This window comes from Halarchaeum salinum (assembly GCF_039520965.1).
Taxonomy (GTDB): Archaea; Halobacteriota; Halobacteria; order Halobacteriales; family Halobacteriaceae; genus Halarchaeum; species Halarchaeum salinum.
In genome coordinates this window covers 1-23,945 of record NZ_BAAABL010000060.1, presented here as the reverse complement: position 1 = coordinate 23,945, position 23,945 = coordinate 1, and the positions used below count along the sequence as shown (strand labels likewise).

24 protein-coding genes and 3 tRNA genes are annotated in these 23,945 nt (G+C 67.6%); 17 read left to right on the top strand and 10 right to left on the bottom strand.

Annotated elements, in window-relative coordinates:
• Positions 1-71 precede the first annotated feature (71 nt).
• Positions 72-1,106, top strand: coding sequence for a hypothetical protein (locus tag ABDZ36_RS10685; protein ID WP_211313156.1), 1,035 nt, complete (start codon positions 72-74; stop codon positions 1,104-1,106).
• On the opposite strand, the gene ilvA is transcribed toward ABDZ36_RS10685, so the two are convergent.
• Complete coding sequence (gene ilvA, locus ABDZ36_RS10680; protein ID WP_211313155.1) at positions 1,095-2,306, bottom strand: threonine ammonia-lyase; 1,212 nt, start codon at positions 2,304-2,306, stop codon at positions 1,095-1,097. The two genes, ABDZ36_RS10685 and ilvA, sit on opposite strands and share 12 nt — an antisense overlap.
• A 235-nt stretch (positions 2,307-2,541) precedes the next feature.
• On the opposite strand from ilvA, the gene ABDZ36_RS10675 reads away from it, so the two are divergent.
• Both ABDZ36_RS10675 and ABDZ36_RS10670 read left to right on the top strand, forming a co-directional pair.
• Positions 2,542-3,870, top strand: a complete 1,329-nt coding sequence (locus ABDZ36_RS10675) for an MATE family efflux transporter (protein ID WP_211313172.1) — start codon at positions 2,542-2,544, stop codon at positions 3,868-3,870.
• 45 nt (positions 3,871-3,915) lie between these two features.
• Complete coding sequence (locus ABDZ36_RS10670; protein WP_211313154.1) at positions 3,916-4,053, top strand: hypothetical protein; 138 nt, start codon at positions 3,916-3,918, stop codon at positions 4,051-4,053.
• A 75-nt stretch (positions 4,054-4,128) separates the two neighbouring features.
• On the opposite strand, the gene citZ is transcribed toward ABDZ36_RS10670, so the two are convergent.
• The gene (gene citZ / locus ABDZ36_RS10665) at positions 4,129-5,271 is read right to left on the bottom strand and encodes a citrate synthase (RefSeq protein ID WP_211313153.1); all 1,143 of its coding nucleotides are present in this window, start codon (positions 5,269-5,271) and stop codon (positions 4,129-4,131) included.
• A gap of 247 nt (positions 5,272-5,518) precedes the next feature.
• On the opposite strand from citZ, the gene ABDZ36_RS10660 reads away from it, so the two are divergent.
• The gene (locus tag ABDZ36_RS10660; RefSeq protein WP_211313152.1) at positions 5,519-6,346 is read left to right on the top strand and encodes an NAD(+)/NADH kinase; all 828 of its coding nucleotides are present in this window, start codon (positions 5,519-5,521) and stop codon (positions 6,344-6,346) included.
• A gap of 118 nt (positions 6,347-6,464) precedes the next feature.
• Here ABDZ36_RS10660 and ABDZ36_RS10655 read toward each other — a convergent pair whose 3' ends face one another.
• Positions 6,465-7,268, bottom strand: a complete 804-nt coding sequence (locus ABDZ36_RS10655; RefSeq protein WP_211313151.1) for a TrmB family transcriptional regulator — start codon at positions 7,266-7,268, stop codon at positions 6,465-6,467.
• A gap of 274 nt (positions 7,269-7,542) precedes the next feature.
• Here ABDZ36_RS10655 and ABDZ36_RS10645 point away from each other — a divergent pair, with 274 nt between their 5' ends.
• The 4 genes from ABDZ36_RS10645 to ABDZ36_RS10630 all read left to right on the top strand — a co-directional run bounded on the left by ABDZ36_RS10645 (position 7,543) and on the right by ABDZ36_RS10630 (position 10,167).
• Positions 7,543-8,160 (top strand): DUF7847 domain-containing protein, encoded by a 618-nt coding sequence (locus tag ABDZ36_RS10645; RefSeq protein WP_486187706.1) that lies wholly within the window; start codon positions 7,543-7,545, stop codon positions 8,158-8,160.
• A 45-nt stretch (positions 8,161-8,205) separates the two neighbouring features.
• Complete coding sequence (azf, locus tag ABDZ36_RS10640) at positions 8,206-8,973, top strand: NAD-dependent glucose-6-phosphate dehydrogenase Azf (RefSeq protein WP_211313148.1); 768 nt, start codon at positions 8,206-8,208, stop codon at positions 8,971-8,973.
• 99 nt (positions 8,974-9,072) lie between these two features.
• Positions 9,073-9,942, top strand: coding sequence for a M48 family metallopeptidase (locus ABDZ36_RS10635; RefSeq protein ID WP_343749309.1), 870 nt, complete (start codon positions 9,073-9,075; stop codon positions 9,940-9,942).
• The gene (locus ABDZ36_RS10630) at positions 9,943-10,167 is read left to right on the top strand and encodes a DUF6199 family natural product biosynthesis protein (RefSeq protein ID WP_211313146.1); all 225 of its coding nucleotides are present in this window, start codon (positions 9,943-9,945) and stop codon (positions 10,165-10,167) included.
• 3 nt (positions 10,168-10,170) lie between these two features.
• Here ABDZ36_RS10630 and ABDZ36_RS10625 read toward each other — a convergent pair whose 3' ends face one another.
• Both ABDZ36_RS10625 and ABDZ36_RS10620 read right to left on the bottom strand, forming a co-directional pair.
• Positions 10,171-10,755: a hypothetical protein gene (locus ABDZ36_RS10625; protein ID WP_211313145.1), complete on the bottom strand. Its 585-nt coding sequence runs from the start codon at positions 10,753-10,755 to the stop codon at positions 10,171-10,173.
• 448 nt (positions 10,756-11,203) lie between these two features.
• Positions 11,204-11,276: transfer RNA gene (locus tag ABDZ36_RS10620), tRNA-Arg, on the bottom strand.
• A gap of 209 nt (positions 11,277-11,485) precedes the next feature.
• Between ABDZ36_RS10620 and ABDZ36_RS10615 the strand changes: the two genes are divergently transcribed.
• Positions 11,486-12,919, top strand: coding sequence for a single-stranded DNA binding protein (locus ABDZ36_RS10615; RefSeq protein WP_211313144.1), 1,434 nt, complete (start codon positions 11,486-11,488; stop codon positions 12,917-12,919).
• Here the strand turns inward: ABDZ36_RS10615 and ABDZ36_RS10610 are convergent.
• A complete protein-coding gene (locus tag ABDZ36_RS10610; RefSeq protein WP_211313143.1) occupies positions 12,916-13,143 on the bottom strand; it encodes a hypothetical protein in 228 nt (75 codons plus the stop codon). The genes ABDZ36_RS10615 and ABDZ36_RS10610 overlap by 4 nt on opposite strands.
• Positions 13,144-13,249: 106 nt before the next feature.
• Between ABDZ36_RS10610 and ABDZ36_RS10605 the strand changes: the two genes are divergently transcribed.
• Both ABDZ36_RS10605 and ABDZ36_RS10600 read left to right on the top strand, forming a co-directional pair.
• Positions 13,250-13,687 (top strand): histone, encoded by a 438-nt coding sequence (locus ABDZ36_RS10605; RefSeq protein WP_211313142.1) that lies wholly within the window; start codon positions 13,250-13,252, stop codon positions 13,685-13,687.
• Positions 13,684-14,697: a histone deacetylase gene (locus ABDZ36_RS10600; protein WP_211313141.1), complete on the top strand. Its 1,014-nt coding sequence runs from the start codon at positions 13,684-13,686 to the stop codon at positions 14,695-14,697. Before ABDZ36_RS10605 ends, ABDZ36_RS10600 begins: the two co-directional genes overlap by 4 nt.
• On the opposite strand, the gene cca is transcribed toward ABDZ36_RS10600, so the two are convergent.
• A complete protein-coding gene (gene cca / locus ABDZ36_RS10595) occupies positions 14,676-16,037 on the bottom strand; it encodes a CCA tRNA nucleotidyltransferase (protein ID WP_211313140.1) in 1,362 nt (453 codons plus the stop codon). The genes ABDZ36_RS10600 and cca overlap by 22 nt on opposite strands.
• Before the next feature lie 103 nt (positions 16,038-16,140).
• Here cca and ABDZ36_RS10590 point away from each other — a divergent pair.
• Together ABDZ36_RS10590 and ABDZ36_RS10585 are read left to right on the top strand one after the other, a co-directional pair.
• Positions 16,141-16,213, top strand: a tRNA-Asn gene (locus ABDZ36_RS10590).
• Between the two features lie 125 nt (positions 16,214-16,338).
• A tRNA-Ile gene (locus ABDZ36_RS10585) sits at positions 16,339-16,446 on the top strand.
• Positions 16,447-16,548: 102 nt separating this feature from the next.
• Here the strand turns inward: ABDZ36_RS10585 and ABDZ36_RS10580 are convergent.
• Together ABDZ36_RS10580 and ABDZ36_RS10575 are read right to left on the bottom strand one after the other, a co-directional pair.
• A complete protein-coding gene (locus ABDZ36_RS10580; protein ID WP_211313139.1) occupies positions 16,549-16,803 on the bottom strand; it encodes a type II toxin-antitoxin system HicA family toxin in 255 nt (84 codons plus the stop codon).
• A 6-nt stretch (positions 16,804-16,809) separates the two neighbouring features.
• On the bottom strand, positions 16,810-17,088 hold the full coding sequence (locus tag ABDZ36_RS10575) for a type II toxin-antitoxin system HicB family antitoxin (protein ID WP_211313138.1): 279 nt from the start codon (positions 17,086-17,088) through the stop codon (positions 16,810-16,812).
• Between the two features lie 216 nt (positions 17,089-17,304).
• Here ABDZ36_RS10575 and ABDZ36_RS10570 point away from each other — a divergent pair, with 216 nt between their 5' ends.
• The 3 genes from ABDZ36_RS10570 to ubaA all read left to right on the top strand — a co-directional run bounded on the left by ABDZ36_RS10570 (position 17,305) and on the right by ubaA (position 20,760).
• The gene (locus ABDZ36_RS10570) at positions 17,305-18,303 is read left to right on the top strand and encodes a PLP-dependent cysteine synthase family protein (RefSeq protein WP_211313137.1); all 999 of its coding nucleotides are present in this window, start codon (positions 17,305-17,307) and stop codon (positions 18,301-18,303) included.
• 155 nt (positions 18,304-18,458) lie between these two features.
• Positions 18,459-19,886 carry a DUF6498-containing protein gene (locus ABDZ36_RS10565; RefSeq protein ID WP_211313136.1) on the top strand — a complete coding sequence of 476 codons (1,428 nt, stop codon included), beginning with the start codon at positions 18,459-18,461 and terminating at the stop codon, positions 19,884-19,886.
• A 64-nt stretch (positions 19,887-19,950) separates the two neighbouring features.
• Positions 19,951-20,760, top strand: a complete 810-nt coding sequence (ubaA, locus tag ABDZ36_RS10560; RefSeq protein ID WP_211313135.1) for an SAMP-activating enzyme E1 — start codon at positions 19,951-19,953, stop codon at positions 20,758-20,760.
• Between the two features lie 132 nt (positions 20,761-20,892).
• Here ubaA and ABDZ36_RS10555 read toward each other — a convergent pair whose 3' ends face one another.
• Entirely contained in the window at positions 20,893-22,287 is a 1,395-nt protein-coding gene (locus tag ABDZ36_RS10555) for a dihydrolipoyl dehydrogenase family protein (protein ID WP_211313134.1), read from the bottom strand.
• A gap of 215 nt (positions 22,288-22,502) precedes the next feature.
• Between ABDZ36_RS10555 and ABDZ36_RS10550 the strand changes: the two genes are divergently transcribed.
• A complete protein-coding gene (locus tag ABDZ36_RS10550; protein WP_211313133.1) occupies positions 22,503-23,804 on the top strand; it encodes an RNA-guided endonuclease InsQ/TnpB family protein in 1,302 nt (433 codons plus the stop codon).
• Positions 23,805-23,945 lie beyond the last annotated feature (141 nt).

The following is a 23,945-nucleotide window of genomic DNA, read 5'->3' as shown; positions in this document are numbered from 1 at the left end:
GCCGGGACTTAACTGTGGGCGCGTGTCGACGCGCCGACGCCGTTTACCCGGTGGCGGTCGAATGGTCGTCCGTGCGTCGTCGTTTCCGTGCTCTCGCCGTCGTGTCGATTGCGCTCGTCTCGTGGCTCCTCGTGCGTGCGCGCCACCGCGCCGCCGCCGTCCCGCTCAGCCCCGTCACCGCGGGCCGGTACGTCGGTCCGGACTTCCCCGAGCGCGCCGGCCTGACGACCGGTGAGGCTCCCGACGGCGAGATGGACGATATGGCCCACTACGCCCGGCCGGATTTCGACCCGGAGCGCGTCCACCCCGCGATCCGCGACTTCTACGAGGAGACGGCGGCGTATCGGATGACGGGCACGGTGACGTGGCACCGCGGATTCCGCCTCGGTGCGGCGCTCGCCGCGCGACTCACGAGCGCGATCGAACAGCTGAACCTTCCCGGACCGTTCGAGTCCTCGACGATCGCGTTGGAGAGTCGCTTCGCGACGATCCGGGCGGGTGTCGACCCGCGCGAGGACGTCCGGGCGTGGGTGCGGACGAACCCCGAGACGGACGAGGCGGTGTTCGTCGCGCTCTACGGGAGTCACACGGGCGAGTCGGATGCAAGTAGCTCACGCATCGCTCACGAGCGTTTCGTGAACGGGGCGGGTCCTGACGGCTCCGCTGGCTCACGAAACGCCGAGCGTTTCGTGAACGACGCAGCGCGGGGCTCCGCTGGCTCACGTACCGCGACCGAGCGGTACGTGAACGTCGCCGTCCCGATCCCGTGGGGGAACGTCTCGACGGCGCTCCACATCGCGCACGCCGGCGGCGACCCGGACGCGACCGGGATCGACCTGACGACACGGGCGGGCGAGTTGTCGGGACTCTACCTCGTGACGCCGCTTAGCGCGTTCGCGCTCCCGGTCGAGCAGCGCTTCGCCGTCCGGCCCGATAAGGGCGCGAACCACCCCGCGGACGGCGACGCAACGGAGGCGCGGAACGAGGCGGGGATCGTCGCCACGCAGACGATGCGACTCTGCGGAGTCCCGTTCCTTACGATCGAGTACGACGCGGTGCGCGACGACGCTACGGCGGCGGTGGACGACGCACCCTCAGACCAGTAGCTCGACTTCGTATCCTGCCTCGCGGAGGCGCGCGAGGAGCCCCTCAACGTGCTCCTCGCCGCGTGTCTCCAGTTCGAGCTCGACCTCCGCCGCGTTCAGCGCGACGTCGCGGTTCGTCCGGTCGTGCTGGATCGCGGAGATGTTCGCGCGCTCGTCGGTGAGGATGTCGAGGAGGTCGTCGAGCGCGCCGGGGCGATCCTTGAGCACCGTCCGGAGTTTGACGTAGCGCCCCTGATCGACGAGGCCGCGGCGGATCACGGTCGCGAGGAGGGTGAGGTCGACGTTCCCGCCGGAGAGGATCGGGACGACGGTTTCGTCGTCATCGTACTCGAACGCGTCGGCGAGGAGTGCGGCGAGCGACACCGCGCCCGCGCCCTCGACGAGGGTCTTCCCCCGTTCTAAGAGGAGGACGAGCGCGTTCGCGATCTCGGCGTCGGTGACGGTGACGACCTCGTCGACGCGTTCGCGGACGACGGGGAAGGTTCGCTCGCCGACGCCGCGCACGGCGATCCCGTCCGCGATGGTGTCGACCTGCGCTGCTTCCGTAATGTGCCCCTTTTGGAGGCTGTCCGCCACGCTGGAGGCACCCGCGGCCTGTACGCCGACGACGCGAACGTCCGGCGCGATCGCCGTCACGGCCGTCGCGACGCCGCCGATCAGCCCGCCACCGCCGACCGGGACGACGACCGTGTCAGTCGCGGGAAGGTCCTCCATGATCTCGATGCCGATGGTGCCCTGGCCGGCCATGACGGTCTCGTCGTCGAACGCATGGACGTACGTGCGCTCCTCTTCGGCCTCGATCTCGTGGGCACGTGCCTGTGCCTCGTCGTAGTCGACGCCGTGGAGGACGACCTCTGCACCGTAGCTCTGCGTGGCCTTCACCTTCGAGATGGGCGCTGTCTCGGGCATCACGATCACCGCGTCGACGCCGGCGCGCGTCGCGGCCAGCGCGACGCCCTGTGCGTGGTTGCCCGCAGAGGCGGTGACGACGCCCGCCTCGCGTTCGGCCTCGTCGAGACGCTGGACGCGGTTCGCGGCCCCCCGAACTTTGAACGAACCGGTGCGCTGGGTGTTCTCGAACTTCAAGTGGACGTCGGCACCCGTCATCGCCGAAAACGTGTAGGAGTGCGCGAGTGGCGTCCGGCGCGCGACCTCGGAGACGGGAGTGACGGCCTCGTGGACGTCGTCGAGTTCGAGCATATCCCCGCTACGCCGAGGCGTCGCCTAAGGGATTCGATGCACCGCAGAACGGGAGCGTGTGACGACTGGACCGATGTGCCCGGACGTAATAAGTGCCCGGAAAGCGGAGTGAAAGTGAAACTGGTGGGTCGCGTATCGGAACCACACCCCTTAGGGTGAGTCGCCGTGCAGTATCGGCGTGGACAGCCGTCTGGCCGCTACGTGGCGACGTGTCCTCGGGCTCGCGTGGCCCGTGATGGCCTCACAGACCCTCCGCACGCTCATGCGGACGGTGGACGTCCTCGTCACCGCGACGTTCTCGCCCGCCGCCGTCGTCGCCGTCGGACTCGCCGACCTCTACGGGCGCGTTCCGCTCCGGATCGGCATGGGGTTCGGGAGCGCCGCCATCGCGCTCGCCAGCCAGGACACTGGTGCAGACGCCGACGCGAATCGCGCTGAAGCGGTCTCCAGCGCCCTCTTCATCGGACTCCTCGCGGGCGTCCCCATCGCCGTCTGCGGCGTCCTCCTCGGTCCTCCGCTCATCCGGCTCTTCGGTGCGACCGGCGACACCGTCACGCTCGGCGCGACGTACCTCGGCGTCGTCCTCGCCACCGCGCCCGCCCGCCACGTCTCCCTCGTCGCCGCCCGCGCCCTCCAGGGAACCGGCGACACCCGCACGCCCATGTACGTCACCGGTCTCGTGAACGTCACCAATATCACGGGCTCGCTCGTCTTCGGCCTCGGCCTCTTCGGCGTCGCCTCCTACGGCGTCCTCGGCGTCGGTGCCGCGACCGCCGTCTCGAACGTCCTCTCCGCGCTCCTCCTCGTCGTCGTCATCGCCGTCTTCTCCGACGACCTCGCCCTCGTCCGGCCCCGCGACCTCCTCATCGCCCGCCAACTCCTCACCGTCGCCGCCCCCAAGATCGCCGAAGGCTTCGCCACCACGCTCGCCGAGTTCCCGTTCAACGCCCTCCTCCTCGGCTTCGGGACGCCCGTGAACGCCGGCTTCCAGATCGGTCGCCGGGTCTACCAGCAGGTTACCGGCCCGCTCTCCCGTGGCTACCGCACCGCCGTCGGCGTCCTCGTCGGGCAGGCGCTCGGCGCGGGCGACGCCGCCGAAGCCCGCTATCGGGGGTGGGCAACCGCCGGCCTCGCCGCCCTCACTGTCGGCGGCGTCGGCCTCGCGCTCGTCGTTCTCGCCCCCGACGCCGTGCGCCTCCTCGCGAGTGGGTCGCCCGATGCGCGTCCGTACGCGACCGGCTTCGCGCGCGTCTACGGTCTCACTGCCGTCTTCGTCGCCGCCTTCACCGCCCTCTCCGGCGCGCTCGGCGGTGCGAGCGAGACCCGTATTCCCCTCTTCGCACGCGTTACCGGCGTCTTCGGCGGGCTGGTCGGGCTCACCTACGTTCTGGGTGTCGCCCTCGGCTGGGGCCCGCTCGGCGCGTACGTCGCCGTCGGCGTCCAGTACGCCTGGATGGCCGGCGTCGCGTTCCTCGGGTTCCACTACTCCGACTGGGCGCGGCGTGCCACCGACATGATGGCGGAGCGGGGCAGCGTCGCGGGCGGCGCGGACGGCGGCGACTGAGCGACCGGCCGAACGCCTTTCCGTCGGAAGGGAGTCCCTACCGACGTGGGACACTGCATCGCTTGCGGTGCGGAACTCCTCGAAGTCGTCGAAAGCGATACGGCCGCGAAGTTCAGCGACGCGACTGTCTGGGAGTGCCCCGAGTGCGGGGCGATACTCGGCACGAGCGAGTACGGCGTGTAGACTGTGCGTATCGTGCGATCCTGAAAAACCCGGAGCGAAAAGACGGCTCCACTTCGTTCGGCTGGCCGGCGTCCGTTATCGTTCGTCGACGGGGACGAACTCCTGATCCTTCGGGCCGACGTAGCGCGCCCGCGGGCGAATCAGACGGTTGTCGTCGTACTGCTCGAGGACGTGGGCGATCCACCCGCCGACGCGGCTCATGGCGAAGATGGGCGTGTAGATGTCCACCGGGATGCCCATCTGGTAGTACGTCGTGGCGGAGTAGAAGTCGACGTTCGGGGCGAGGCCTTTCTCCTCTTTCATGTACTCCTCGATGGCGACGCTCATCTCGTACCACTTCGTGTCGCCCGCGGCCTCGCCGAGCTCCTCCGATTGCTCGCTGAGGATCTTCGCGCGCGGGTCCTTCACGTTGTAGACGCGGTGGCCGAAGCCGGCGACGCGCTCGCCGTTGTCGAGGGCATCATCGACCCACTGAACGGGGTCCTTTCCGGACGCATCGACCTCGTTCAGCATCTCCATGACGTTCTGGTTCGCGCCGCCGTGGAGGCTCCCGGACAGCGTCCCGATGGCGGACGTGACCGCGGAGTGGAGGTCCGCGAGCGTCGAGGCCGTCACCATCGCGGAGAACGTCGAGGCGTTCAACCCGTGGTCGGCGTGGAGGACGAGCGCCTGATCGAAGACGTCCTCCATCACGTCGTCGGGCTCCTCGCCGTTCAGCATGTAGAGGAAGTTCGCGGCGTGGCTCAAATCCTCGCGTGGCTCGACGGGCTCCTCGCCGTTGCGCAGACGCGTGAACGCGGCGACGATCGTCGGGAGTTTTGCGGTGAGGCGTTTGCCCTTCGCGAGGTTGGTCGCCTCATCTGTCGGGTCGGCGTCCTCGTCGGCGTCCGGATCGAACGCGGAGAGCTCCGAGACGGCCGTCCGGACGGCAGCCATCGGCACTTCGTCGGCGTCAGCGAGGTCGCTGACGGTCCCGAGGACATCGTCGTCGACGGCGCGCTCTGTGGCCATGTCGCTCGCGAACGCGTCGAGCTCCGACTCGGATGGGAGTTCACCGTTCCAGAGGAGATAGAGAACTTCCTCGTACGACGCCCCACGCGCGAGGTCCTCGATGGTGTAGCCGCGATAGACGAGCCGACCCTCGTCACCGTCGATGTCGCTGAGCCCGGACTCAGCCACGAGCACACCTTCGAGCCCCTTCTTGAGTTCGTCGGACATACACCACGGTTCTTCACCGGGTTTCAAAAGGATTGCCTATTGTCCATCGTTTGTCGGTGTCGGCCGGTCACTTCCGTGACGATGGCCACGAAACTCCGGTCGCTTGTCGGCTAGACTGCGGGTACTCCTGTCCCCCTGCATTCTGATCGACGGGTCTGTTCTGAGACGCTGATTCCACGCGACGGTGAACACGACTCGGAAGTCGCACTCATATGCCTTTTTGAGTGGGGGAACCGTCGTCGTTCGTATGCGCGTCGGGATCGTGGCTCAGCGCGGAAACGCCCGCGCGGCCTACCTCGCTGCGGACATCGGTGAGATGCTCGCTGCGCGGGACGCCGAGACGTGGTACGACACGGAGACAGCGGACGCCATCGACGTCGAGGGGACGCCCGTCGAGGAGTTCGACCGGTGTGACCTCGTGGTGAGCATCGGGGGCGACGGCACGTTCCTGTTCGCCGCCCGCGGTGCCGGCTCGACACCGATCCTCGGTGTGAACCTCGGCGAAGTGGGCTTTTTGAACGCCGTCTCGCCGGACGACGCGGTCGCGGCGGTCCGCGAGGAGGTCGAGCGCGTCGCCGAGACCGGCGAGGTCCGCGCCCGCGAAGTCCCGCGAGTGCAGGCGGAAGGCGGCCAGGAGTGGTCGCTGACGCCGGCGCTGAACGAGGTGGTCGTCCAAGGACCAAAGCGCGGGCACGGGCAGGGCGTCGAGGTAGAGGTCCGCGTCGACGGCTCGCTCTACACGGCGGGGCACGCCGACGGCCTCCTCGTCGCGACGCCGACGGGCTCGACGGCGTACAACATGAGCGAGCGCGGCCCGCTCGTCCAGCCGGGCGTCCCGGGGTTCATCGTGAACGACATGTGCGCGACGGACACGATGCCGCCACTCATCGTACCGCTCGACGCCGAGATCACGGTGCGTGTCGACGGCGCGGACGAGGTCGTTGTGTCCGCGGACGGCGCAAGCCGCTATCACGTCGAGATCCCGGAGATCATCACACTGACGCGCGCCGACGAGCCCGCGCGCGTCGCCGGCCCGGAGAGCGACTTCTTCCAAGCGCTGAACAAACTCGAATAGCGGCGGGCCACACGGAGCGGGGTTGCGGGACGGCAAACGGCGAAGCCGCGAGCGAACGCGGCGCGAAACGCCACGCAGAGGCGAACCGCGAAGCCGAAAGCAAGCCTGGACGGTCGGTCTACTCGTGGATCGGGTCGGCGTCCGTCCAGCCGCGATCGAAGGCCTCGCGGACGCTCGTGGCGAACGACGGGTCGGTGAGGTCGATGACGGCGAACGCTTCGTCGGGCGCGATGGGGTTTCGGAGGTCGAGGCAGACCTCGACGCCGTCGACGATGGTGACGTCGCCGTGGACGGAGCCGCCGACGCGGGCCTCGAAGTTCTCGTATCCCGCGAGGTGGTCGAATGACTGGTCGTTCACGACGTCCGGGACGTCGGCGACGAGGCCGGGTGAAACGAGGAATCTGACGGTAACGCCGCGTTCGAGCGCGTCGACGAGGTGAGTAACGATGCGGTTCGAGGCCGTATCGACGTCGACGCCGCTCGGGGCGGAGCCGGAGACGCTGTAAATGGACTCGTCGGCGTCGTCGATGCGATCGAGGAGGCGTTCGAGGGTGTCCTCCGCACCGACTTCCGCGGTCCAATACCCCTCGTCGGGCTCGGGTGGGCCGGCGATCTCGCCGCGGAGTTCGTCGGCGACGGTCGCGTACTGCTCGGCTTCGGCGTCGAGTTCGCGCTCGCGGGCGGCGAGCAGCCGATCGAGTGCGGCATCCGGATCGACGGCGACGTACTTCTTCGGGCGGCTCGCGTCCTGCGAGCGCGCGAGCTGTCGGGATTCGATACTCCCGAGGACGTCGTAGATACGCCCCATCGGGACGTCACTCACATCAGACAACTCACGCGCAGTTGCCGGCTCGACGTCGACGAGTGACCGATAGACCTCTGATTCGTACTGTGAAAGTCCGAGATCCGTTAGATCCGTCATACACTTGTGGTCGGTCGTATCAGAGTTAAACCTACTGCGTGTTTCTTCGGTGAACACGACCCGGAGAATCGCCCGAAACCCTAACACGTCCCGGATCAAACGTGGTGGACGCTATGTCCCTGAACATCGGTGACGCGCTCGAAACGGGCGTCGGCCGTACGTTCACCCGTGCCGGGCTGACGCTCGCGGGCGCGTTCTTCGTCCTCCAGTTGCTCGTCACGCTGTTCTCAACGAACATGAACGCGCCCTCCAGTCGACAGTCCCACCCTCCGAGATCGCGCCGGTCGTCCTTCCCGTCGGCGCGCTCGTCAGCGGCGTCCTCAGTCTCGTTGCCTACGTCCTCACCGCCTACCTCGGCATCGTCGCGATCCGGTCGATGGTGAGCGACGTCACCGACCACATCCCGAGTGAGTTCTTCACTCGCAACGTCGCCCCCGCCTTCGGCTGGTGGGTCGTCGCCTCCATCGTCGTCGGGATTCTCGTGACTATTGGGCTCATCCTGCTCGTGATCCCCGGTATCTACCTCTCGCTCGGCCTCGCGTTCACGCTCGTCTACGTCGCCACCGAGGACGAGACCGCCTTCGCCGCGATGCAGTCCTCGTGGGACCTCGCGTCGGGCCACCGCTGGCGGCTCCTCGCCACCTTCCTCGTTCCGGGCGTCGTCTATCTCGTCATCGCCGGGATCATCGGCGTCGTCCTCCCCACGACGACCGTCGTCGGCTGGGTGCTCACCGCCCTCATCGGGGCCGTCTGGGCAGTCTTCATTCAAGCGCTTCTCGCTGCGTGCTACCACCAGCTCCGCGGCGAGTCGGCTGACGCGGACGGCGAGAGCGACACCGGGCCCGCCGACGGCGGCGACGGTACCGCGCGCGCCACCGTCGCAGACGCCTAGGCGAACCGCGTCTTACTTTATCCTCGCCGCTCCATCTCGACTCGAATGGACGAACGGGTTCTCCTCACGGGCGCGGAGGGACGCGTCGGACAGGCGGTATTGGAGGGTATCGGCGACGCGTACGAGTGGCGGCTGTTCGATCGCGACCCGCCCGCCGAGGAGACCGACTACGAGTTCATCGTCGCCGACGTCACCGACGACGAGGCCGTCCGCGACGCTATGGCGGACGTCGACGTCGTCCTCCACCTCGCCGGCGATCCCCGCCCCGAAGCGCCGTGGGACTCCGTGCTGACGAACAACATCGACGGCACGCGGACAGTCTACGAGGCCGCCGTCGAGACCGGCGTCGATCGCGTCGTCTTCGCCTCCTCCAACCACGCCGTCGGCCACTACGAGACCGAACGCAAACCCGACCTCTACCGCAAACACGATGACTATCGACTCGACGGCACCGAACTTCCCAGGCCCAGCAACCTCTACGGGGTCTCGAAGGCCGCCGGCGAGACCTTGGGGCGATATTACCACGACGAGCACGGCCTCTCGGTCGCCTGCGTCCGCATCGGCAACCTCACGAAGGGCCACCCGCCGATCGACTACGAGCGCGGGCAGGCGATGTGGCTCTCCTACCGGGACTGTGCGCACCTCTTTGAGCGCTGTATCGAGGCGGAGTACGGCTACGAGATCGTCTACGGCATCAGCGACAACGACCGCAAATACTACTCGCTGGAGCGCGCGAAGGACGTGCTCGGCTACGAGCCGCAGGACAACTCCGCGGAGTTCACGATTGAGGGCGAACCGAAAGAGGACGAGTGAGGGTGTCGCGGCGGCACTCGATCCCGATGCGCGACCACCCAACTTATCCAGTATAAACCCGTATCGACGCCCATGAGACACCCCGGACTCAAGCTCCGGATGGCGGTCGTGGGCGCGATCCTCTTCGCGTTCTACGCCGTCGTCGCCGCCGTCGCGTACGCCATGGGCGTCCCGCTCGTGCTCGTCCTCCTCGGGAGCGTCGCGCTCGTCGGCGTCCAGTACAAGATCGGGAAATGGTCGGCCTTGCGCTCGGTCGGTGCGGAGGAGATGCCAGAGAGCGGACGGTGGGCCGACGTCCACCGTCGCGTCGAGGCGCTCGCCGACGACATGGGCATCGACAAGCCGCGTCTGATGGTCGCGGACATGGGCGTGCCGAACGCCTTCGCCGTCGGCCGCAAGGGCGCAGCGACGGTCGTCGTCTCGAACGAACTCGCGCGCACCCTGAACGACGACGAGCTCGAAGGCGTCCTCGCGCACGAGCTCGCGCATGTGAAGAATCGCGACGTCGTCACGATGGTCATCGGGCAGGGGATCGCCTCCATCGTCGGCATCGCCGCCCAGTGGCTCGTCCTCCTCTCCGGAGACAACGACCTCGCGGACTTCTTCCTCTCGATGATCGTCGGGACCGCCGTCCAGTTCGTCGTCATGCTGTTCGTCCTCGCGATCAGCCGCTACCGCGAGTACGTCGCCGACGCCGACGCCAAGCAGTACATCGGTAGCGGGGAACCGCTCGCCCGCGCGCTGGAGAAGATCCAGCGCGGCAACGAGAACCCGAGTGCGAGCAGCACGTCGTCCCGCCAGCGCCGCGGTCGCGGGCGCGGCCAGCGTTCACGCGGCGGCCAGTCGAGCGGTGTGAACGAGCAGGTCGGCGCGCTCTGTATCTTCGACGATGACGAGCGCTCCCTGCTCACGAAGCTCGTCGCCACCCACCCGCCGGTTGAGAAGCGAATCGCGCGTCTCCGCGAGTAGATGGACGCGCGCACGACGCTCGCGATCGGCCTCGGTGCCGCCCTCGGCGTCTTCTGTCTCGCCCGGCCGGACGTCGTCCTCCGCCTGAGTGCGTTCGGCGCGACGACTCCCGATCGGACCGGCCGATACGGCGATGACGGGGCCGCATCGTCCCGCGCGACGTGGGTCGTCCGCGCGCTCGGTGCCGCCTGCCTCGCCGTGACGGTGTACCTCGCGTTCGCATAGCGTCTACCCGAACAGCCCTTCGACGTCTTTCTCGCGTGCCTCGCGGCGCTCGACGCGCTCGACGAGCCGCTGGTACGCGATCGGGCGCGCTTCGGGATCGGTCACGACGTCGTAACAGAGCGTCACGAACGCGCTCGTTCCCGCCTCGTCGAGGTCCTCACGGGCATATTCGACGGCCGCCTCGGCGCGTTCGCGCTCGCCACCGAACGTGTCCGCGATTGCTGGCGCGAGCGCCAGCACCTCCTCGATGTCGAGGTCGTTGAGCGCTATCCGCTCGCCATCGAGCGTGATCGCGGGCGGTCGCCGTCGCTCCAGCGCTTCGGGGTCGTTCGCGACGGTGTCGAGGTAGTCGCGTAGGGCCGCGACCCCCACCTCCCGTTTCCCGTCGAACTCCGATAGTGTCTCGACCGCCGCTCGTGCCTCGCTCGCGAGGCCGTCGAACGACCCGGTGCGACCACGCGTGATCACGGCCGCGGCGTCGGCGAGGTCGGCGGCGAGAGCACTCCCCCCCTCGCGCCAGACGTCGCGTGCGGCCGCGTACTCGCCGGTGTTGAAGGCTGCGACACCGGCACGCACTCTCTCGTTCATACTGTCGTTTCACGCCGAACGGAGAAAGGCGTGGCGTCGCGCCAACCGGCGATGAGCCCGGTTCCAACCGCGTATCGAATAGGGCCGACCGAAGCCGGATCGACGCTGGAGAGCACGAAGCATTCGGACGGCGTCCGCGCAAGCCTCTAGGCGGATGTGGGCACGCAAGACGCACGTCGCGTAGGCCTTCACAAATTCCTCCCCGCCCCAAGGGGCGGGGTTTCCTGCTTGTAGAAAGATGAGACGGAGTCTGCGCGAGCCACCAAGTGAGTGCGGGTAAGCCCGACGCTCGTCGTGTGGGGCTTCGCAAATGTAGCCGTCCGGACGGAGTCCGCGCGAGCGTAGCGAGTGCGGGCAAGCGAGACGCTACGTGTCTCGCGGAGTCCGGACGTGACTGAGTGAAACGGAGCGACGAGGCGAAGCCTCGTCGCGTAGTGAAACGAAGGAACGTCCGGACGGAGATTTGAACTCCGGTCCCTGGCTCCGCAAGCCAAGAGGATAGTCCACTACCCTACCCGGACTCACTCATCCGTAGCCGCAGGGTACGTAAAGCGGTTACGATTCGACCACTCTCCTGGGGCGTGGTCCCGCGCGTCACGCGTCGCCGCGTGGCGTGAGTTCAAGGCTGAAGAGGGAGTGACGTACTACCGATGAGCGACCGACAGCGGGCCGGAAACGGGCAAGGACAACGCTTATGCGCGGGCCTACCTTGGTCCAAACTACGATTATCATGGGTGCGATAGAGGATACGTACGCCGACCTGGAGACCGACGAGGTTTCCCTCGACGAGTTCCGTGAGGCCGTCGCGGAGAAGGTCGAGCAGATGGGTGGGCTGGCGGACGACGAGACGGCCGCCATGCTCCTCGCGCACGAACTGCAGGACGGGGAGGTGAACGGCATCGCGGACGTCACCCCCGAGATGGACGAGGCGAAGTTCGTCGGCAAGGTCGTCTCCGTCGGTGAGCTCCGTACGTTCGAGCGCGACGACGAGGAGGCGGAGGACGGCCGCGTGCTGAACGTCGAGGTCGCGGACGAGAGCGGGTCGATCCGCGTCTCGCTGTGGGACGAACAGGCCGCGAACGCCGCCGGGGAACTGCAGGTCGGCGACGTCATCCGCGTGGCCGGCCGGCCGACGGACGGCTACAACGGCGTCGAGGTGAGCGCCGACCGCGTCGAGCCAGACCCCGACACGGAGATCGACGTCCAGATCAGCGACACCTACCGGATCGAGGACCTCTCGGTCGGGATCTCGGACGTCACGCTCGTCGGCGAGGTGCTCGACACCGACGCCGTCCGGACGTTCGATCGCGACGACGGGAGCGAGGGACGCGTCGCGAACCTCTCGCTCGGCGACGAAACGGGCCGCGTGACGGTGACGCTCTGGGACGAGCGAACCGAGGCCGTCGAGGAGTTCTCACCCGGCGCTGTCGTGGAGGTCGTCGATGGCTACGTCCGTGAGCGCGACGGCTCGACCGAGCTCCACGTCGGGAACCGGGGGGCGATCGAGGCCGTCGACGCGGACGTCGAGTTCGTCCCCGAGTCCACGCCCATCGAGGAGTTGGAGATGGACGACGTCGCGGATATCGCGGGCGTGATCCGCTCGATGGACGAGAAACGGACGTTCGATCGCGACGACGGGAGCGAGGGCCAGGTCAGGAACGTCCGCCTGCAGGACGACACCGGTGACATCCGGGTCGCCCTCTGGGGCGAGAAGGCGGATCGTGATATCGGACCCGGTGACGAGGTGATGTTCACCGACGTCGAGATCCAGGACGGGTGGCAGGACGACATCGAGGCCTCCGCAGGGTGGCGCGCGAGCGTCGTCGAACTCGCGGATGGCGCGACGACAACCGTCAGCGGTGACGACGAACCGTCGGAGAACGCAGAAACTGGACTCGACGCGTACGCCGACGGGACCGCCCCGGAAGCGGCGTCGAACGATGCTGGCGGTGACGCCGCTGACAGTGCCGATACTGACGGTGACGCCGACGGTGAAGACGTCGAGTTCACCGGCACGGTCGTACAGGCGCGCGACCCGGTCATCCTCGACGACGGGACGGAGACGATGAGCGTCGAGACGGACGCGGACGTCACGCTCGGGCAGACAGTGACGGTCCGCGGGACGCTACGTGACGACCGACTCGACGCTGAGGAAGTCCGCTAGTCCCAGTTCTCGTCGTCCCGGTAGTTGTCCGGGTTCGCCACCTCTTTTGCGTCCTCGTGACGCGCCTCGTCTTCGTGCTCTCGCTCCTCTTTGATCTGTTCTTCGCGGTACTCCTCTTCGGCCGCACGTCGGTCCTCGACGGCATCCTCGGCTTCGCGCTCGTTCGCTTCGACCTCCTGGTCCGCGACGTCTTCGGCTGGGGCCTGTCCTGGGTTGTCTGTCATGGCGTACCAGGGACGGAGGACCGCCATCCCCAAGTGTGTGGTGGCGGTCGGCGTCGCACGACCCGGGACGGAAAACGTTAAGGGTCGTACACGCACGTTTCACGGTATGAGTGTCGAGCTCCCGTTCGCGCCGGTGGACACGGTTATCCGGCGTGAAGCCGGCGACCTCCGCGTGAGCGCGGACGCCGCGGAGGAACTCGCTCGCCGCATCCAGCGCCGCGGTGCGGACCTCGCCCGGGAGGCCGCAGAACACGCGACTGATGCGGGCCGCAAGACCCTGATGGTCGATGACTTCGGGTTCGACGCGACCGACACACCCACTCGGGGCGATCTCACGCTCCCGGTCGCGCCCGTCGATCGTATCGCCCGTCTCGACATCCCCGACGAGTATCGGGTGTCGGCCGACGCCCGCGTCGCGCTCGCCGCACATCTCGAGGCGTTCGCGGACGACGCCGCCGAGGGCGCGGCGACACTCGCCCGTCACGCCGGTCGTCGCACCGTGCAAGCCGAGGACGTCGAGACGTACTTCGAGCTCGTCGAATGAACTTCGGCGTCAGTGACGTCTGTGCGGAACACGACCCCGGCGATCGGCACCCGGAGAACCCCGACCGAATCCGTGCGATCAAGCGCGCGCTCCAGAAGCGTCACGGCATCGAGTACGTTACCGCCGAACCCGCGGACGAGGACGACGCGCGTGCCGTCCACGATGCCGACTACGTCGCGGAGATCCGCGAGTTCTGCGAGGACGGCGGCGGTAGCTGGGACCCGGACACGATCGCCGTCGAGGCGACGTGGCGCGCCGCGCTCGCCTCGGCGGGCCTCGCGATGTGGACGGCCGACGCCGCCCTCGATGGTGGCACCGGACGCGCAACCCCGTTCTCACTCGGCCGGCCGCCTGGCCATCACGCGGTTGCCGACGACGCCATGGGCTTTTGCTTCCTGAACAACGCGGCCGTCGCGAGCCAACACGCCATCGACGCACACGACGTCGAGCGTGTCGCCGTCTTTGACTGGGACGTCCACCACGGCAACGGCACGCAGGACATCTTCTACGACCGGGACGACGTCTTCTACGGCTCGATCCACGAGGACGGCCTCTACCCCGGAACGGGCGACATCGACGAGATCGGGACAGGCGATGGCGAGGGCGCGACGATGAACGCCCCGCTCCCCGCCGGTGCCGACGACGCCGACTACCGGCTCCTCTTCGACGAGGCGTTCGCGCCCGCCATCGAATCCTTCGACCCCGATCTCTTCCTCGTGAGCGCGGGCTTCGACGCCCACCGCCACGATCCCATCTCGCGGCTGCACGTCTCTACCGACGGGTACGGGATGCTCACGACCCAGGTGCGCGACCTCGCCGAGCGCTGCGACGCCGCGCTCGGCTTCGTTCTGGAGGGGGGATACAGCCTCGATACGCTCTCCGAGGGCGTCGGGATGGTCCACGAGGTCTTCGACGGCTTCGTTCCCGAGGGCCCCAGCAGCGACCCGTCGGATGAGGCCGCAGACGTCCTCGCCGACGTCCGCGAGGCTCACGGCTTCGGATCGAAGTAGGCCGCCAACTCGGTCCCGAACTCCGCGGCGAGCGCCGCGACGTCCGCGTCCGCGAGGACGGTGTAGTCGTCAGCCGTGACGAGTCGCTCGACCGCGTGGCCGAGCGCGACGGTATCGAGTTTCGTCTCGGCGAACGCCGCCGCGTTCCGCACGTCGCGCTCGCGCTCGACGACGTATCGATCGCCGTCGATGTAGGGACCGTACACCGTCTCGTCGTCCGCGTACTTGGCGTAGAACTCCGTCGCGTGCTCGCCGACGTGCACCGGCGGCCCGCGGTGGCGCTCGATCGCCGGTAGCGCCGCGACCGAGAGCTCACAGAGGAGGACGGCCGTCTCGTCCGCCCACGTCGCCGCGCGCACCACCTCGAAGCCGTGCTCTTCGAGCCCGCGAACGAGGCCGTCGAGCGACCGGCGCAACTGGGGGTAGCGCTGGTCCTCGACGAGCCCCAGGAGGGCATCATCGTCGAAGCGGACCGCGAGCGCACGGGTTCCGCGCTCGGCGAACGCCGCCCGCACGGCCTCGGCGTCCATGGGGTCGCGCGGCGACGCGAAGAAGTAGCTCTCACGCGGATCGTCGCGGAACCGCCGCGCGTAGTGCTGGAGGCGCGCGACGTTCGCCGCGGAGACGACGGCCGCGACGTTCCGCTCCGGATCCGTCGGGTCGACGACGACAAGCGGGTCGTCGAACGTCGCCGCCGCGTGGCCCTCCGGATCGAGTTGTATCGGTGGGTGCCAGTCGGCCGCGGCGTCGAGCAGTGCCTCGAACCCGCCGTACTCGCAGACGAGGAGCTCCGTGAGGTAGCCCGAGAACCCCTCCGTCTTCAGGTCGGAGCCGTACGCGCCGATCCCCTTGAGGAACTGCTTGCAGAGCCGAACGTCCGCCGCGAGGTCGTCGTCGAGGCGCGCCTCCAGGTATTCGGTGTGGAACGGCGTCCGATCGACCGCCGAGCGGATGTCACGGGCCGACTCGACCGCATAGCACGGCACGAGGTCGACGTCGTATCCTTCGAACCCGCCCTTCACGTACGGGTGCTCGGCGTACTCCTCGTGGCCGTCCGGGAGGACCGCGTTCCCGATCGCGAGGCCGTGTGTCTCCAACTCGTCGCGCTCCAGCGACGGCGGGAAGCGCACGAAGACGTCGATATCCCGATCGCCGCGTACCCACGTTCCGCGTGCCGTACTTCCGACGCGAACGACGTCGGCGTCGAGGTCGCGCTCGTCGATCGTCGCCTCCGCGCGCTCGACGAGTCGCTGGGCGACCGTCCGCAGTCGCTCGCGCTCCGTCGGCGTCGGGTCCACGCGCTTCCGGACCGCCCGCAGCACGGCGTTCGTCTCGGTCATAGCGGCGCTACGCCCGCCGCGCTCCAAAAACCGTCGGTGGTCGTCCCCCGGGGGAAAACGAAAGCCATATTTGAGCGACACCGCTACGGTGGAGTGCGAGCAAGCCGCCATAGCTCAGTTGGTAGAGCACCTGGTTGTTACCCAGGTTGTCCCAGGTTCGAGCCCTGGTGGCGGCGTAATTTCTCTTCGCGAATCACTTCACGAGACGCGGAGCGTCTGTCGTGAGCTTAGAACCGTAACGCGCCCCCGCTTCCTGCGAACCCGACACCCTAAAGACGACGGCCCCGGTACGCCGATGTGAGGGCCCTTAGCTCAGTCTGGTTTACAGCCCCCGGCTCATATCAGCCTATTGACACTATGTCGGCTGTGGGACACCGGGTGATCGGTGGTTCAAATCCGCCAGGGCCCATCCCGATATTCGCCGTTCTCTGGCCGGATTTAGATAGAAAGGGGGGGCCTAAGTCCCCGCCCTCGAGGAAGCGATGCCAGTCGCTGAATAGGGCGGGGTAGTTCACCGGTTCCGGTCGATCCAGCGGCAGAAAGCGTCGAAGTCCTCCGCGCCGGCCTGCTCGGCGATGTTTCGAAGCGTCCCCGTAGCGACCCGGTCGTGGCGCGGGACGCTCACCGTTCGAGGCTCCGTGTTGTGAGCCTCTGGTGGCGTCCACTTCAGAATCAGGTGGTCGCCGTTCGTGCGAACCCACTCGAAGCCGCCGACGTTGACCAGTACCTTCACGACGTCGTCGCCGGAGAAGTCGCGCGTGACCATCCGGCGCTACTGGAGGAAGTCGGGGAGTTCGCCGGACTCGTTGTCCTCGGGATCGACGCCGAGTTCGCGCAGCTCCTCGTCGGTCGGCGCGCGGCCCTCGCCCTGAACGCCGGCCACCGCCTCGTCGAGGTTCGAAAGCGCGGCCTCGCGCGTCTCGCCCTGGGAGGCGACGCCGGTGTCCTCGTCGCGCGCCACCCACAGGCCCGTCTCCTCGTCGAGCGAGAGCGAGATCTCCGAGGGCGTCGTCGGCTGCTCCTCACCGCCGTCTCCGACGTTCGTACTCATGTATGGGACAACGTGGGACAGGAGGATAAGTCCTCGCCAGTGCCGTGCTGTGGGCTTTGGGCGTGAGTCCTGGGGGTGACGCGACGTCGAAACGGCATCCCCGAATATGCACACGAGCTCGGACTCACAGAGATGCAAGGGGGAAGGCGACTTCAGTCGTGGATCGACGACTTCTCGGCCCGTTCCTTTACTACTCGCCCGGCGAACACCCTTCCTATGGCCGACGTCCCGCCGATCGACGAGTCGCATATCGGGGAGACGCCGTTGTTCGAGATCGATCATCCCGAGGTCCCCTGTGCGGTGTACGCGAAGCCGGAGTGGTACAACCTCCACGCACAGCCGTACGGCGGCGGGTCGGTGAAGAGCCGGATCGCGCGCTCGATGCTGGACGCCGCGGTTACCGACGGCGACCTCGAGGACGACACGCTCGTCGTCGAACCCTCATCGGGGAACACGGGGACGGCGCTGGCGCGTCTCGGCGTCGCGCGCGGGTACGATGTCGAGATCGTGATGCCGGACGAAGCGCCCATGGAGAAAGCCGAGGCAATCCGCACGGCTGGCGGGGCGGTAACGTACGCGCCGGACTACGAGGCGATGCTCGAGCTCGCGGACACGCGTGTCGACGAAGTGAACGCGTACATGCCGAATCAGTACGCGAACCCGGCGAACCCCGGCGTCCACGAGCGGACGACCGGACCGGAGATTCGCGCGCAGACGGACGGGCGCGTCACGCATTTCGTCGCAGGCGCGGGGTCGGGCGGGACAGTGACGGGCGTCGGGCGCGCGCTCCGCGACCGCGGCGACGTCACGATCGTCGGCTTCGAGCCCGCGGAGCCGCGCCACGGCATCGACGGCCTCAAATATATGCACGGGTCGCGCTACCACGAACCCGAGATCTACGCGCCGGACGAACTTGACGACGAACTCTCGATTACGACGGCCGACGCGTACTACGAGGCCCGGCAGCTCCGCGAGCGCTACGCCGATCGCGACCCCGCGATTCACGACGTCGGGCAGTACGACGCCGCACTCGTCCGCGAGCACCTCCGCGTGGACGGCGAACTGCTCGTCGGCGCGTCCTCGGGTAGCGCGCTCGCCGCCGTAGTGCGTCTCGCCGAACGGGGCGATCTCGACCCTGACGACGTCGTCGTCGTGCCGTTCCCGGATCGCGGTGATCGGTACGGGCACATCCCACTTTGGGACGACTACCTGTGATCCTTCGAATACGCTGAGACCCGGCTGTTTTTTCTGGATCGCCGCAAAATCGAGGGGGTGATGGCCGCCCTCCACGCCCCGGTTCCCGACTACCTTGCCCCGCCTCCCGCTCGCTCCATCCCGCTCCTCGACCCCCTCGCCCTGACCGGCCGCCCATGAGCGCCCGCGAAACCGACACACACCCGTCCGTACGGCGTCTCGGCTCCCCCGTTGCCGTCGCCGTCGCGAACCTCTTTCCGCTCGTCGGTGTCCTCGCCCTCGACTGGGATCTCCTGACGGTCCTCGTCCTCTACTGGCTCGAAATGGGCGTCGCCGCGCTCTGGGGCGTCCCAAAGGCGCTGCTCGCCGTCCCATTCGATCGCACGGTGAGCGCGCGCGCCCTCCCGCTCGCCGGCCTCAGAACGAAACGCGGCGGGTGGACGGTCCGCGGGCACACACTCTACGTCCGCAACGTCCCGACGGCGCTCCTCCAGCTCTTGATGCTCGGCATCGTCTGGGTCGGAATCGGACTCTTCTTCGCCTACACGCTCGACCTGTGGGGCGCGCTCGGGGACGCGCGCTGGCTCACGGTCGTCATCGCTGCGCTCGGGATGACCGTCGCACACGGCGTTTCGTTCGCTCGCGACTACGTCGGCGAGCGGGAGTACGAACACACGTCGGCACGCATGGCGATCTCACACACCGGCCAGCAGACGTTCTTCGTGCTCTTGCTCGCGTTTCCGGTCGCCGCAAGCGAGTCGTTCCGGACGGGTGGGCTCGCAGTCGTAGTCGGCGTCGTCGCCGCGAAACTCCTCGCCGAGGCGTACCGACGGTGGAGCGACGGCGAACCCGGCGACGGGATCCTCGCTGCGATTCTCGGCGATCGCGACACGACCGTCGACGCCCCGCAGATCCCGGTTCCCGACGGTGATCCCGACGCCGTCCGCACGCCCGACCCGCGCGCCGTCCGTCTCGAGTGCGCCTGTCGCGGGCTCGCGACGCTCGCCAGCCGCCCCGCGTTCCTCTGCATACTGGTCACGCTGTTCCTCGCCGTCTTCCTCCAGTCGCCGCTCGCGCTCGTTCCCGCCTCGCTGCTCGTCGTCGCGATCTGCCTCGGCGCTATCGGCCGCTACCTCCAGCTCGGGGCGATGGCGTTTCATCGCTATGGCGACGCGCTCGTCGGTTACGACCGCCTGCTCGACGAACCGCAGTGGCGTACCCCGCTGGCTGACTGTGAGGGGGCGATCCCACGCCGCCTCGTCGACCGCGTCGCCGACACCGCACTCGTTTCGCTCGACTGGCGCGAACCGACCGACGGCTATTGGCCCGATACCGACTACGACCCGGAGCAGACGCGTGCGACCGTCGGCCCGTTCGCGGACTTCGCCGACGCCGTCATCGCACTCGATCTACCGGTCCGCCCCTCCGAGCGTCCGGAGCCGAACCGAACGGTCGCCTACGCGGCACTCGGGTTCGTCGCCGCTTTCGCTACGCTCCCCGTCCTCGTGTGGCGTGCAACGCACCTCGGGAACGCGGTACTCGTCGCCTTCCTGCTGCTCGTCGTTGTCGGGCCGTTCGCCGTCGTCGCTATCCACTACCTTTGAGACACTCGGTACTGCTGTGTGCCGCCACCGACACCCGTTAGGCGCTCGCCGTCCATGCACCCGTATGGCCGGTCTCGACCTCGACCCCACGCAGCTCGACCGGTACTCCCGCCACATCATCATGGACGACGTCGGCCCGGAGGGCCAGGCTGCCCTGCTCGACGCCGACGTCCTCGTGGTCGGCGCGGGCGGCCTCGGCTCGCCCGTGATCGAGTACCTCGCCGCGGCGGGCGTCGGCACGCTCGCCGTCGTCGACGACGACACCATCGAGCGCTCGAACCTCCAGCGACAGATCATCCATCGTGACGCGGACGTCGGCACGTCGAAAGTCGACTCCGCACGCCGCTTCGTCGCGGACCTGAACCCCGACATCGACTTCGAGGGTCACGACGTCCGGCTCACCAGCGAGAACGCCCGCGACCTCGTCACCGACCGGGATTTCGTCGTCGACTGTACGGATAATTTCGGGACACGCTACCTCGTCAACGACGCCTGCGTGCTCGCGGGCGTCCCGTTCAGCCACGGCGCGATCTACAAGTTTGAGGGCCAAGCGATCACCGTCACGCCCGACGGGCCGTGCTATCGGTGTGTCTTCCCCGAAGCCCCCGAGGAGGGTACCGTCCCGGACTGCGCGACCGCGGGCGTCCTCGGCGTGCTCCCCGGCACGGTGGGTTGTTTGCAGGCTACCGAGGCCGTGAAGTCGATCCTCGGCGTCGGCGACCTCCTGACAGGAAAGATGCTCCACTACGACGCCGCGACCGTCGGCTTCGAGGAAGTGCCGATCGCGCAGAATCCCGACTGCCCCGTCTGCGGCGACGACCCCATCGAGAGCGTCGAGGACGTCGAGTACACCGGCGGCTGTACGGTCGCTTGAGCCCGCGGGTTCATCTACGAAGCCGGAACGATCCTGTCGCGTGCTCTAACCCATCGACCGCGCACGCCCCGCGAAACCGGCGGCACGACGTGTGCGAACTCGCTCCACTGCTTCAGTGCCGTCTGCTCGCCCCTACGCCAGCTCCCCGGCCACCTTCCTGACGAGGCCGTCGATGATCTCCGGCGTCGTCGGGTGGAACGCCCGGTCAGGAACGTCTCGGACGTCTATCCCCGTCTCGACGATCACCTGCATCGTCTTCGCCATCACGTCCGCCTCGTAGTGCCAGCCGTGGTATCCGAGCACAGTGCCGTCTGCGGCGTCGACGACGAGCTCCGCCCGGCCGCGCGCGGCGTCCTTCGTTCGGAAGACGCCATCGTCGCTCGCCTCGCGCGCCGCCGAAACGACGTCGTGGCCTGCGTCCTCGGCCTCGCCGGGCGTCATACCGACGGTGACGTACGGGTAGACGCCTGCTGCGGTGAAGATGACGTGGTGTGTGATCGGATCGTACGTCTCCAGCACCTCGTCACGCCAGTCCGCGAGAACGTTACGCGCCGCGACCTCGCCTTCCTCCTTTGCCGTGTGGAGGAGGTTTCGCGCGCCGACGACGTCACCCGCGGCGAACACCCGTTCGTCGTCGCGTGCCCGCAGCGTCTCCGGGTCAATCCATCCCTCACCGGGGTCGACCCGCGTCGCCTCCAAGCCGAGGCCCTCAACCGTCGGGACGCGCCCGGTGAAGCAGAACAGCTGCTCGGCCTCGATTGTCTCCTCGCTTCCGCCGCGCTTGACGGTCAGCCGGACACCCCCATCGTCCGTCGCCTCGACGCGTTGTTCCCCGGCGTTCGTCAGCACGTCGACGCCGAACTCCTCACGGTAGCACTCGACGATCCCGTCGCCGACCTCCGGGGCCGCCCGGTCGAGCGGCCGCGCGTCGTGCTCGATCACCGTGAGATCCATTTCGCCGGCTTCAGCGAGATACGGGACGAGTTCGAGGCCGACGGCACCGAAGCCGAGGACGACGCCCGAGTCGGGCAGCTCCGTCGCGTCGAGGACGTCCGCCGAGTTCATCGGGTCCACCTCGTCGATACCGGTGAGATCTGGTGTTCGCGGTGTCGAGCCGGTCGCGACGATCGCGTAGTCCGGCTCATAGCGCTCGTCGCCGACCGCGACGACGCCGTCGTCCACGAAGCGCGCCGTCTCGTGGTGGAACGCCACGTTCTCCTGCTCGGCGAGGTCGTGGACGGCGTCGCGGCGGTGGCGCGCGAACTCCGCGGTGTGGTCGTCCTTACGCGCGACCACCCGGTCAAGGTCCACCGTGACGTCGGCGTCGAGCCGCGCGTCCGAGCGCGCTTGGAAGCGATGCTGGGCGGCGCTCAACATCTCCTTCGAGGGCATACACCCGCGGAGGATACAGAGCCCGCCGCCCGGTTCGCCGTCGTCGACAAGCGTCACTTCGACGTCGGCGTCCGCGAGGACTTCGGCGGCCGCGACGCCGGCGCTCCCGTACGCTCCGATGACGAGGACGTGCATTACGAGCGCCTACGTGGGGTGGTGAGGAAAAGCCGCGGGGTCGACGAAACGCGGCAGCGTCAGTCAGCGTAATTCAAGGTGGAGCCTCCGGCCTCAAGGAGCGACCGGAGGGAGCGAGTAGGCCGGAGAGGAAACCGACATGGTACGACACAACCGGCATACTGCGGCCCACTGACTCCCGAATCTATAAGTACCGTCGGCACCTCTCTGAAGTCATGGAGGTGCGTCGAACTGCCGTCGTGAAACTCGCCGTTTCCGACGAGCAACGCGATGCACTCCACCGAACCACCGAGCAATACCTGTACTGCGCGAACCGAACCGCCGACTACTGTTGGTCCGACACATCCTACACCGAGTGCAAGACCAACAAGCGAGAGGTTCGTGACGCGCTCTACTCCGAACTCCGAGAGGAGACGGACCTACAGGCACAACTCGTCCAAGCCGCCATCAAACGCGCCGTCGAAGCCATCAAAGCGTGTGTCGAACGCTGGAAGAAGGGACAGCGCGTCTCTTGCCCCACGTTCACCGCCGAAACGATGGACTACGACGCGCGGAGCGCGACGTTCTACCGCAACAAGGTGTCGCTGGCAACTGTTGAGGGACGGGTCGAACCGTCGTTCATCCTCCCGGCAGATAGCCCGACGCCCTACGAGCGGTACGTTCTCTCTGAGGACTACGAGTTCCGCGAGAGTACGGTCCGATACGACGCGGTGGACGACGAATACTACATCCAACTCTCGACTCGGCGGATAGACGGCGTTGACGAGACATCCGTCTCGTCCGCACACCAGAACGCTGCGCGTTCTGGGGACGACGACGAGGTTCCAGTAGATACCGGGCACCCCGACCAAACGGTCCTCGGTATCGACCTCGGCGTCAACAGTCTCGCTGTCTCCTCAACCGGCACGTTTTGGCAGGGAGACGACTACGACCATTGGTGTCGTGAGTTTGAGAAGCGACGCGGTGAGATGCAACAGCGCGGCACGCAAGCCGCGCACAACGCCCTGCTTCGCCTCGGGAAGCGAGAAGATGCGTGGCGAAAACAATACATTCACACCGTCGCCAACGAGATTGTCACGGAAGCCGTCGAACACGACTGCGACGTTATCGTGTTTGAGGACTTGACCGACATACGCGAGCGGCTTCCGCACGCGAAGTGGCACCATGTTTGGGCGTTCCGACGCCTGTTCGAGTACGTCTCCTACAAGGCACCAGAACGCGGTGTCTCCGTGGAGCAAGTCGCGCCGAACCATACGTCCCAACGCTGTTCTCGGTCGGACTGTGGGTTCACGCACGAAGACAACCGCCACGGCGAACACTTCGAGTGCCAGAAGTGCGGCTATGAGGTGAACGCGGATTACAACGCCGCGAAGAACATCGGGCTACGGTACGCTCGAAAGCGAACACATAGACTCCGGTCCTCGCCCACGTCGGGGAGCGGAGACGCAGAAGTAGACCTGCGTATAAATGGTGGGACGTTGAACGGCGAGAGTCACCGGCCTGTTGCCGGAGACTGATTGCCGGGAGTCCACATCAAAGCCCTACCCTCAAGGACCGAGGCGCGTATGCGCCGAGGAAGTAGGGTGGGGTAGAGGGTGTCATAGAACGAGTAGCACACCAAAGAGCAGGGTGAACGCTGAGGTGGATGAGTTCAGCGA

What these genes read in the sequence shown, in the direction of transcription:
- cca (WP_211313140.1), bottom strand. Translation starts at nt 16,037, where the DNA reads ATGACCGAGACGAACGCCGTGCTGCGGGCGGTCCGGAAGCGCGTGGAC.
- ABDZ36_RS10580 (WP_211313139.1), bottom strand. Translation starts at nt 16,803, where the DNA reads ATGGTCACGCGCGACTTCTCCGGCGACGACGTCGTGAAGGTACTGGTC.
- ubaA (WP_211313135.1), top strand. Translation starts at nt 19,951, where the DNA reads ATGGCCGGTCTCGACCTCGACCCCACGCAGCTCGACCGGTACTCCCGC.
- ABDZ36_RS10635 (WP_343749309.1), top strand. Translation starts at nt 9,073, where the DNA reads ATGGCGGTCGTGGGCGCGATCCTCTTCGCGTTCTACGCCGTCGTCGCC.
- ABDZ36_RS10610 (WP_211313143.1), bottom strand. Translation starts at nt 13,143, where the DNA reads ATGACAGACAACCCAGGACAGGCCCCAGCCGAAGACGTCGCGGACCAG.
- ilvA (WP_211313155.1), bottom strand. Translation starts at nt 2,306, where the DNA reads ATGCTCGAACTCGACGACGTCCACGAGGCCGTCACTCCCGTCTCCGAG.
- ABDZ36_RS10630 (WP_211313146.1), top strand. Translation starts at nt 9,943, where the DNA reads ATGGACGCGCGCACGACGCTCGCGATCGGCCTCGGTGCCGCCCTCGGC.
- ABDZ36_RS10660 (WP_211313152.1), top strand. Translation starts at nt 5,519, where the DNA reads ATGCGCGTCGGGATCGTGGCTCAGCGCGGAAACGCCCGCGCGGCCTAC.
- citZ (WP_211313153.1), bottom strand. Translation starts at nt 5,271, where the DNA reads ATGTCCGACGAACTCAAGAAGGGGCTCGAAGGTGTGCTCGTGGCTGAG.
- ABDZ36_RS10575 (WP_211313138.1), bottom strand. Translation starts at nt 17,088, where the DNA reads ATGAGTACGAACGTCGGAGACGGCGGTGAGGAGCAGCCGACGACGCCC.
- ABDZ36_RS10655 (WP_211313151.1), bottom strand. Translation starts at nt 7,268, where the DNA reads ATGACGGATCTAACGGATCTCGGACTTTCACAGTACGAATCAGAGGTC.
- ABDZ36_RS10570 (WP_211313137.1), top strand. Translation starts at nt 17,305, where the DNA reads ATGGCCGACGTCCCGCCGATCGACGAGTCGCATATCGGGGAGACGCCG.
- ABDZ36_RS10555 (WP_211313134.1), bottom strand. Translation starts at nt 22,287, where the DNA reads ATGCACGTCCTCGTCATCGGAGCGTACGGGAGCGCCGGCGTCGCGGCC.
- ABDZ36_RS10605 (WP_211313142.1), top strand. Translation starts at nt 13,250, where the DNA reads ATGAGTGTCGAGCTCCCGTTCGCGCCGGTGGACACGGTTATCCGGCGT.
- azf (WP_211313148.1), top strand. Translation starts at nt 8,206, where the DNA reads ATGGACGAACGGGTTCTCCTCACGGGCGCGGAGGGACGCGTCGGACAG.
- ABDZ36_RS10675 (WP_211313172.1), top strand. Translation starts at nt 2,542, where the DNA reads ATGGCCTCACAGACCCTCCGCACGCTCATGCGGACGGTGGACGTCCTC.
- ABDZ36_RS10565 (WP_211313136.1), top strand. Translation starts at nt 18,459, where the DNA reads ATGAGCGCCCGCGAAACCGACACACACCCGTCCGTACGGCGTCTCGGC.
- ABDZ36_RS10600 (WP_211313141.1), top strand. Translation starts at nt 13,684, where the DNA reads ATGAACTTCGGCGTCAGTGACGTCTGTGCGGAACACGACCCCGGCGAT.
- ABDZ36_RS10615 (WP_211313144.1), top strand. Translation starts at nt 11,486, where the DNA reads ATGGGTGCGATAGAGGATACGTACGCCGACCTGGAGACCGACGAGGTT.
- ABDZ36_RS10550 (WP_211313133.1), top strand. Translation starts at nt 22,503, where the DNA reads ATGGAGGTGCGTCGAACTGCCGTCGTGAAACTCGCCGTTTCCGACGAG.
- ABDZ36_RS10625 (WP_211313145.1), bottom strand. Translation starts at nt 10,755, where the DNA reads ATGAACGAGAGAGTGCGTGCCGGTGTCGCAGCCTTCAACACCGGCGAG.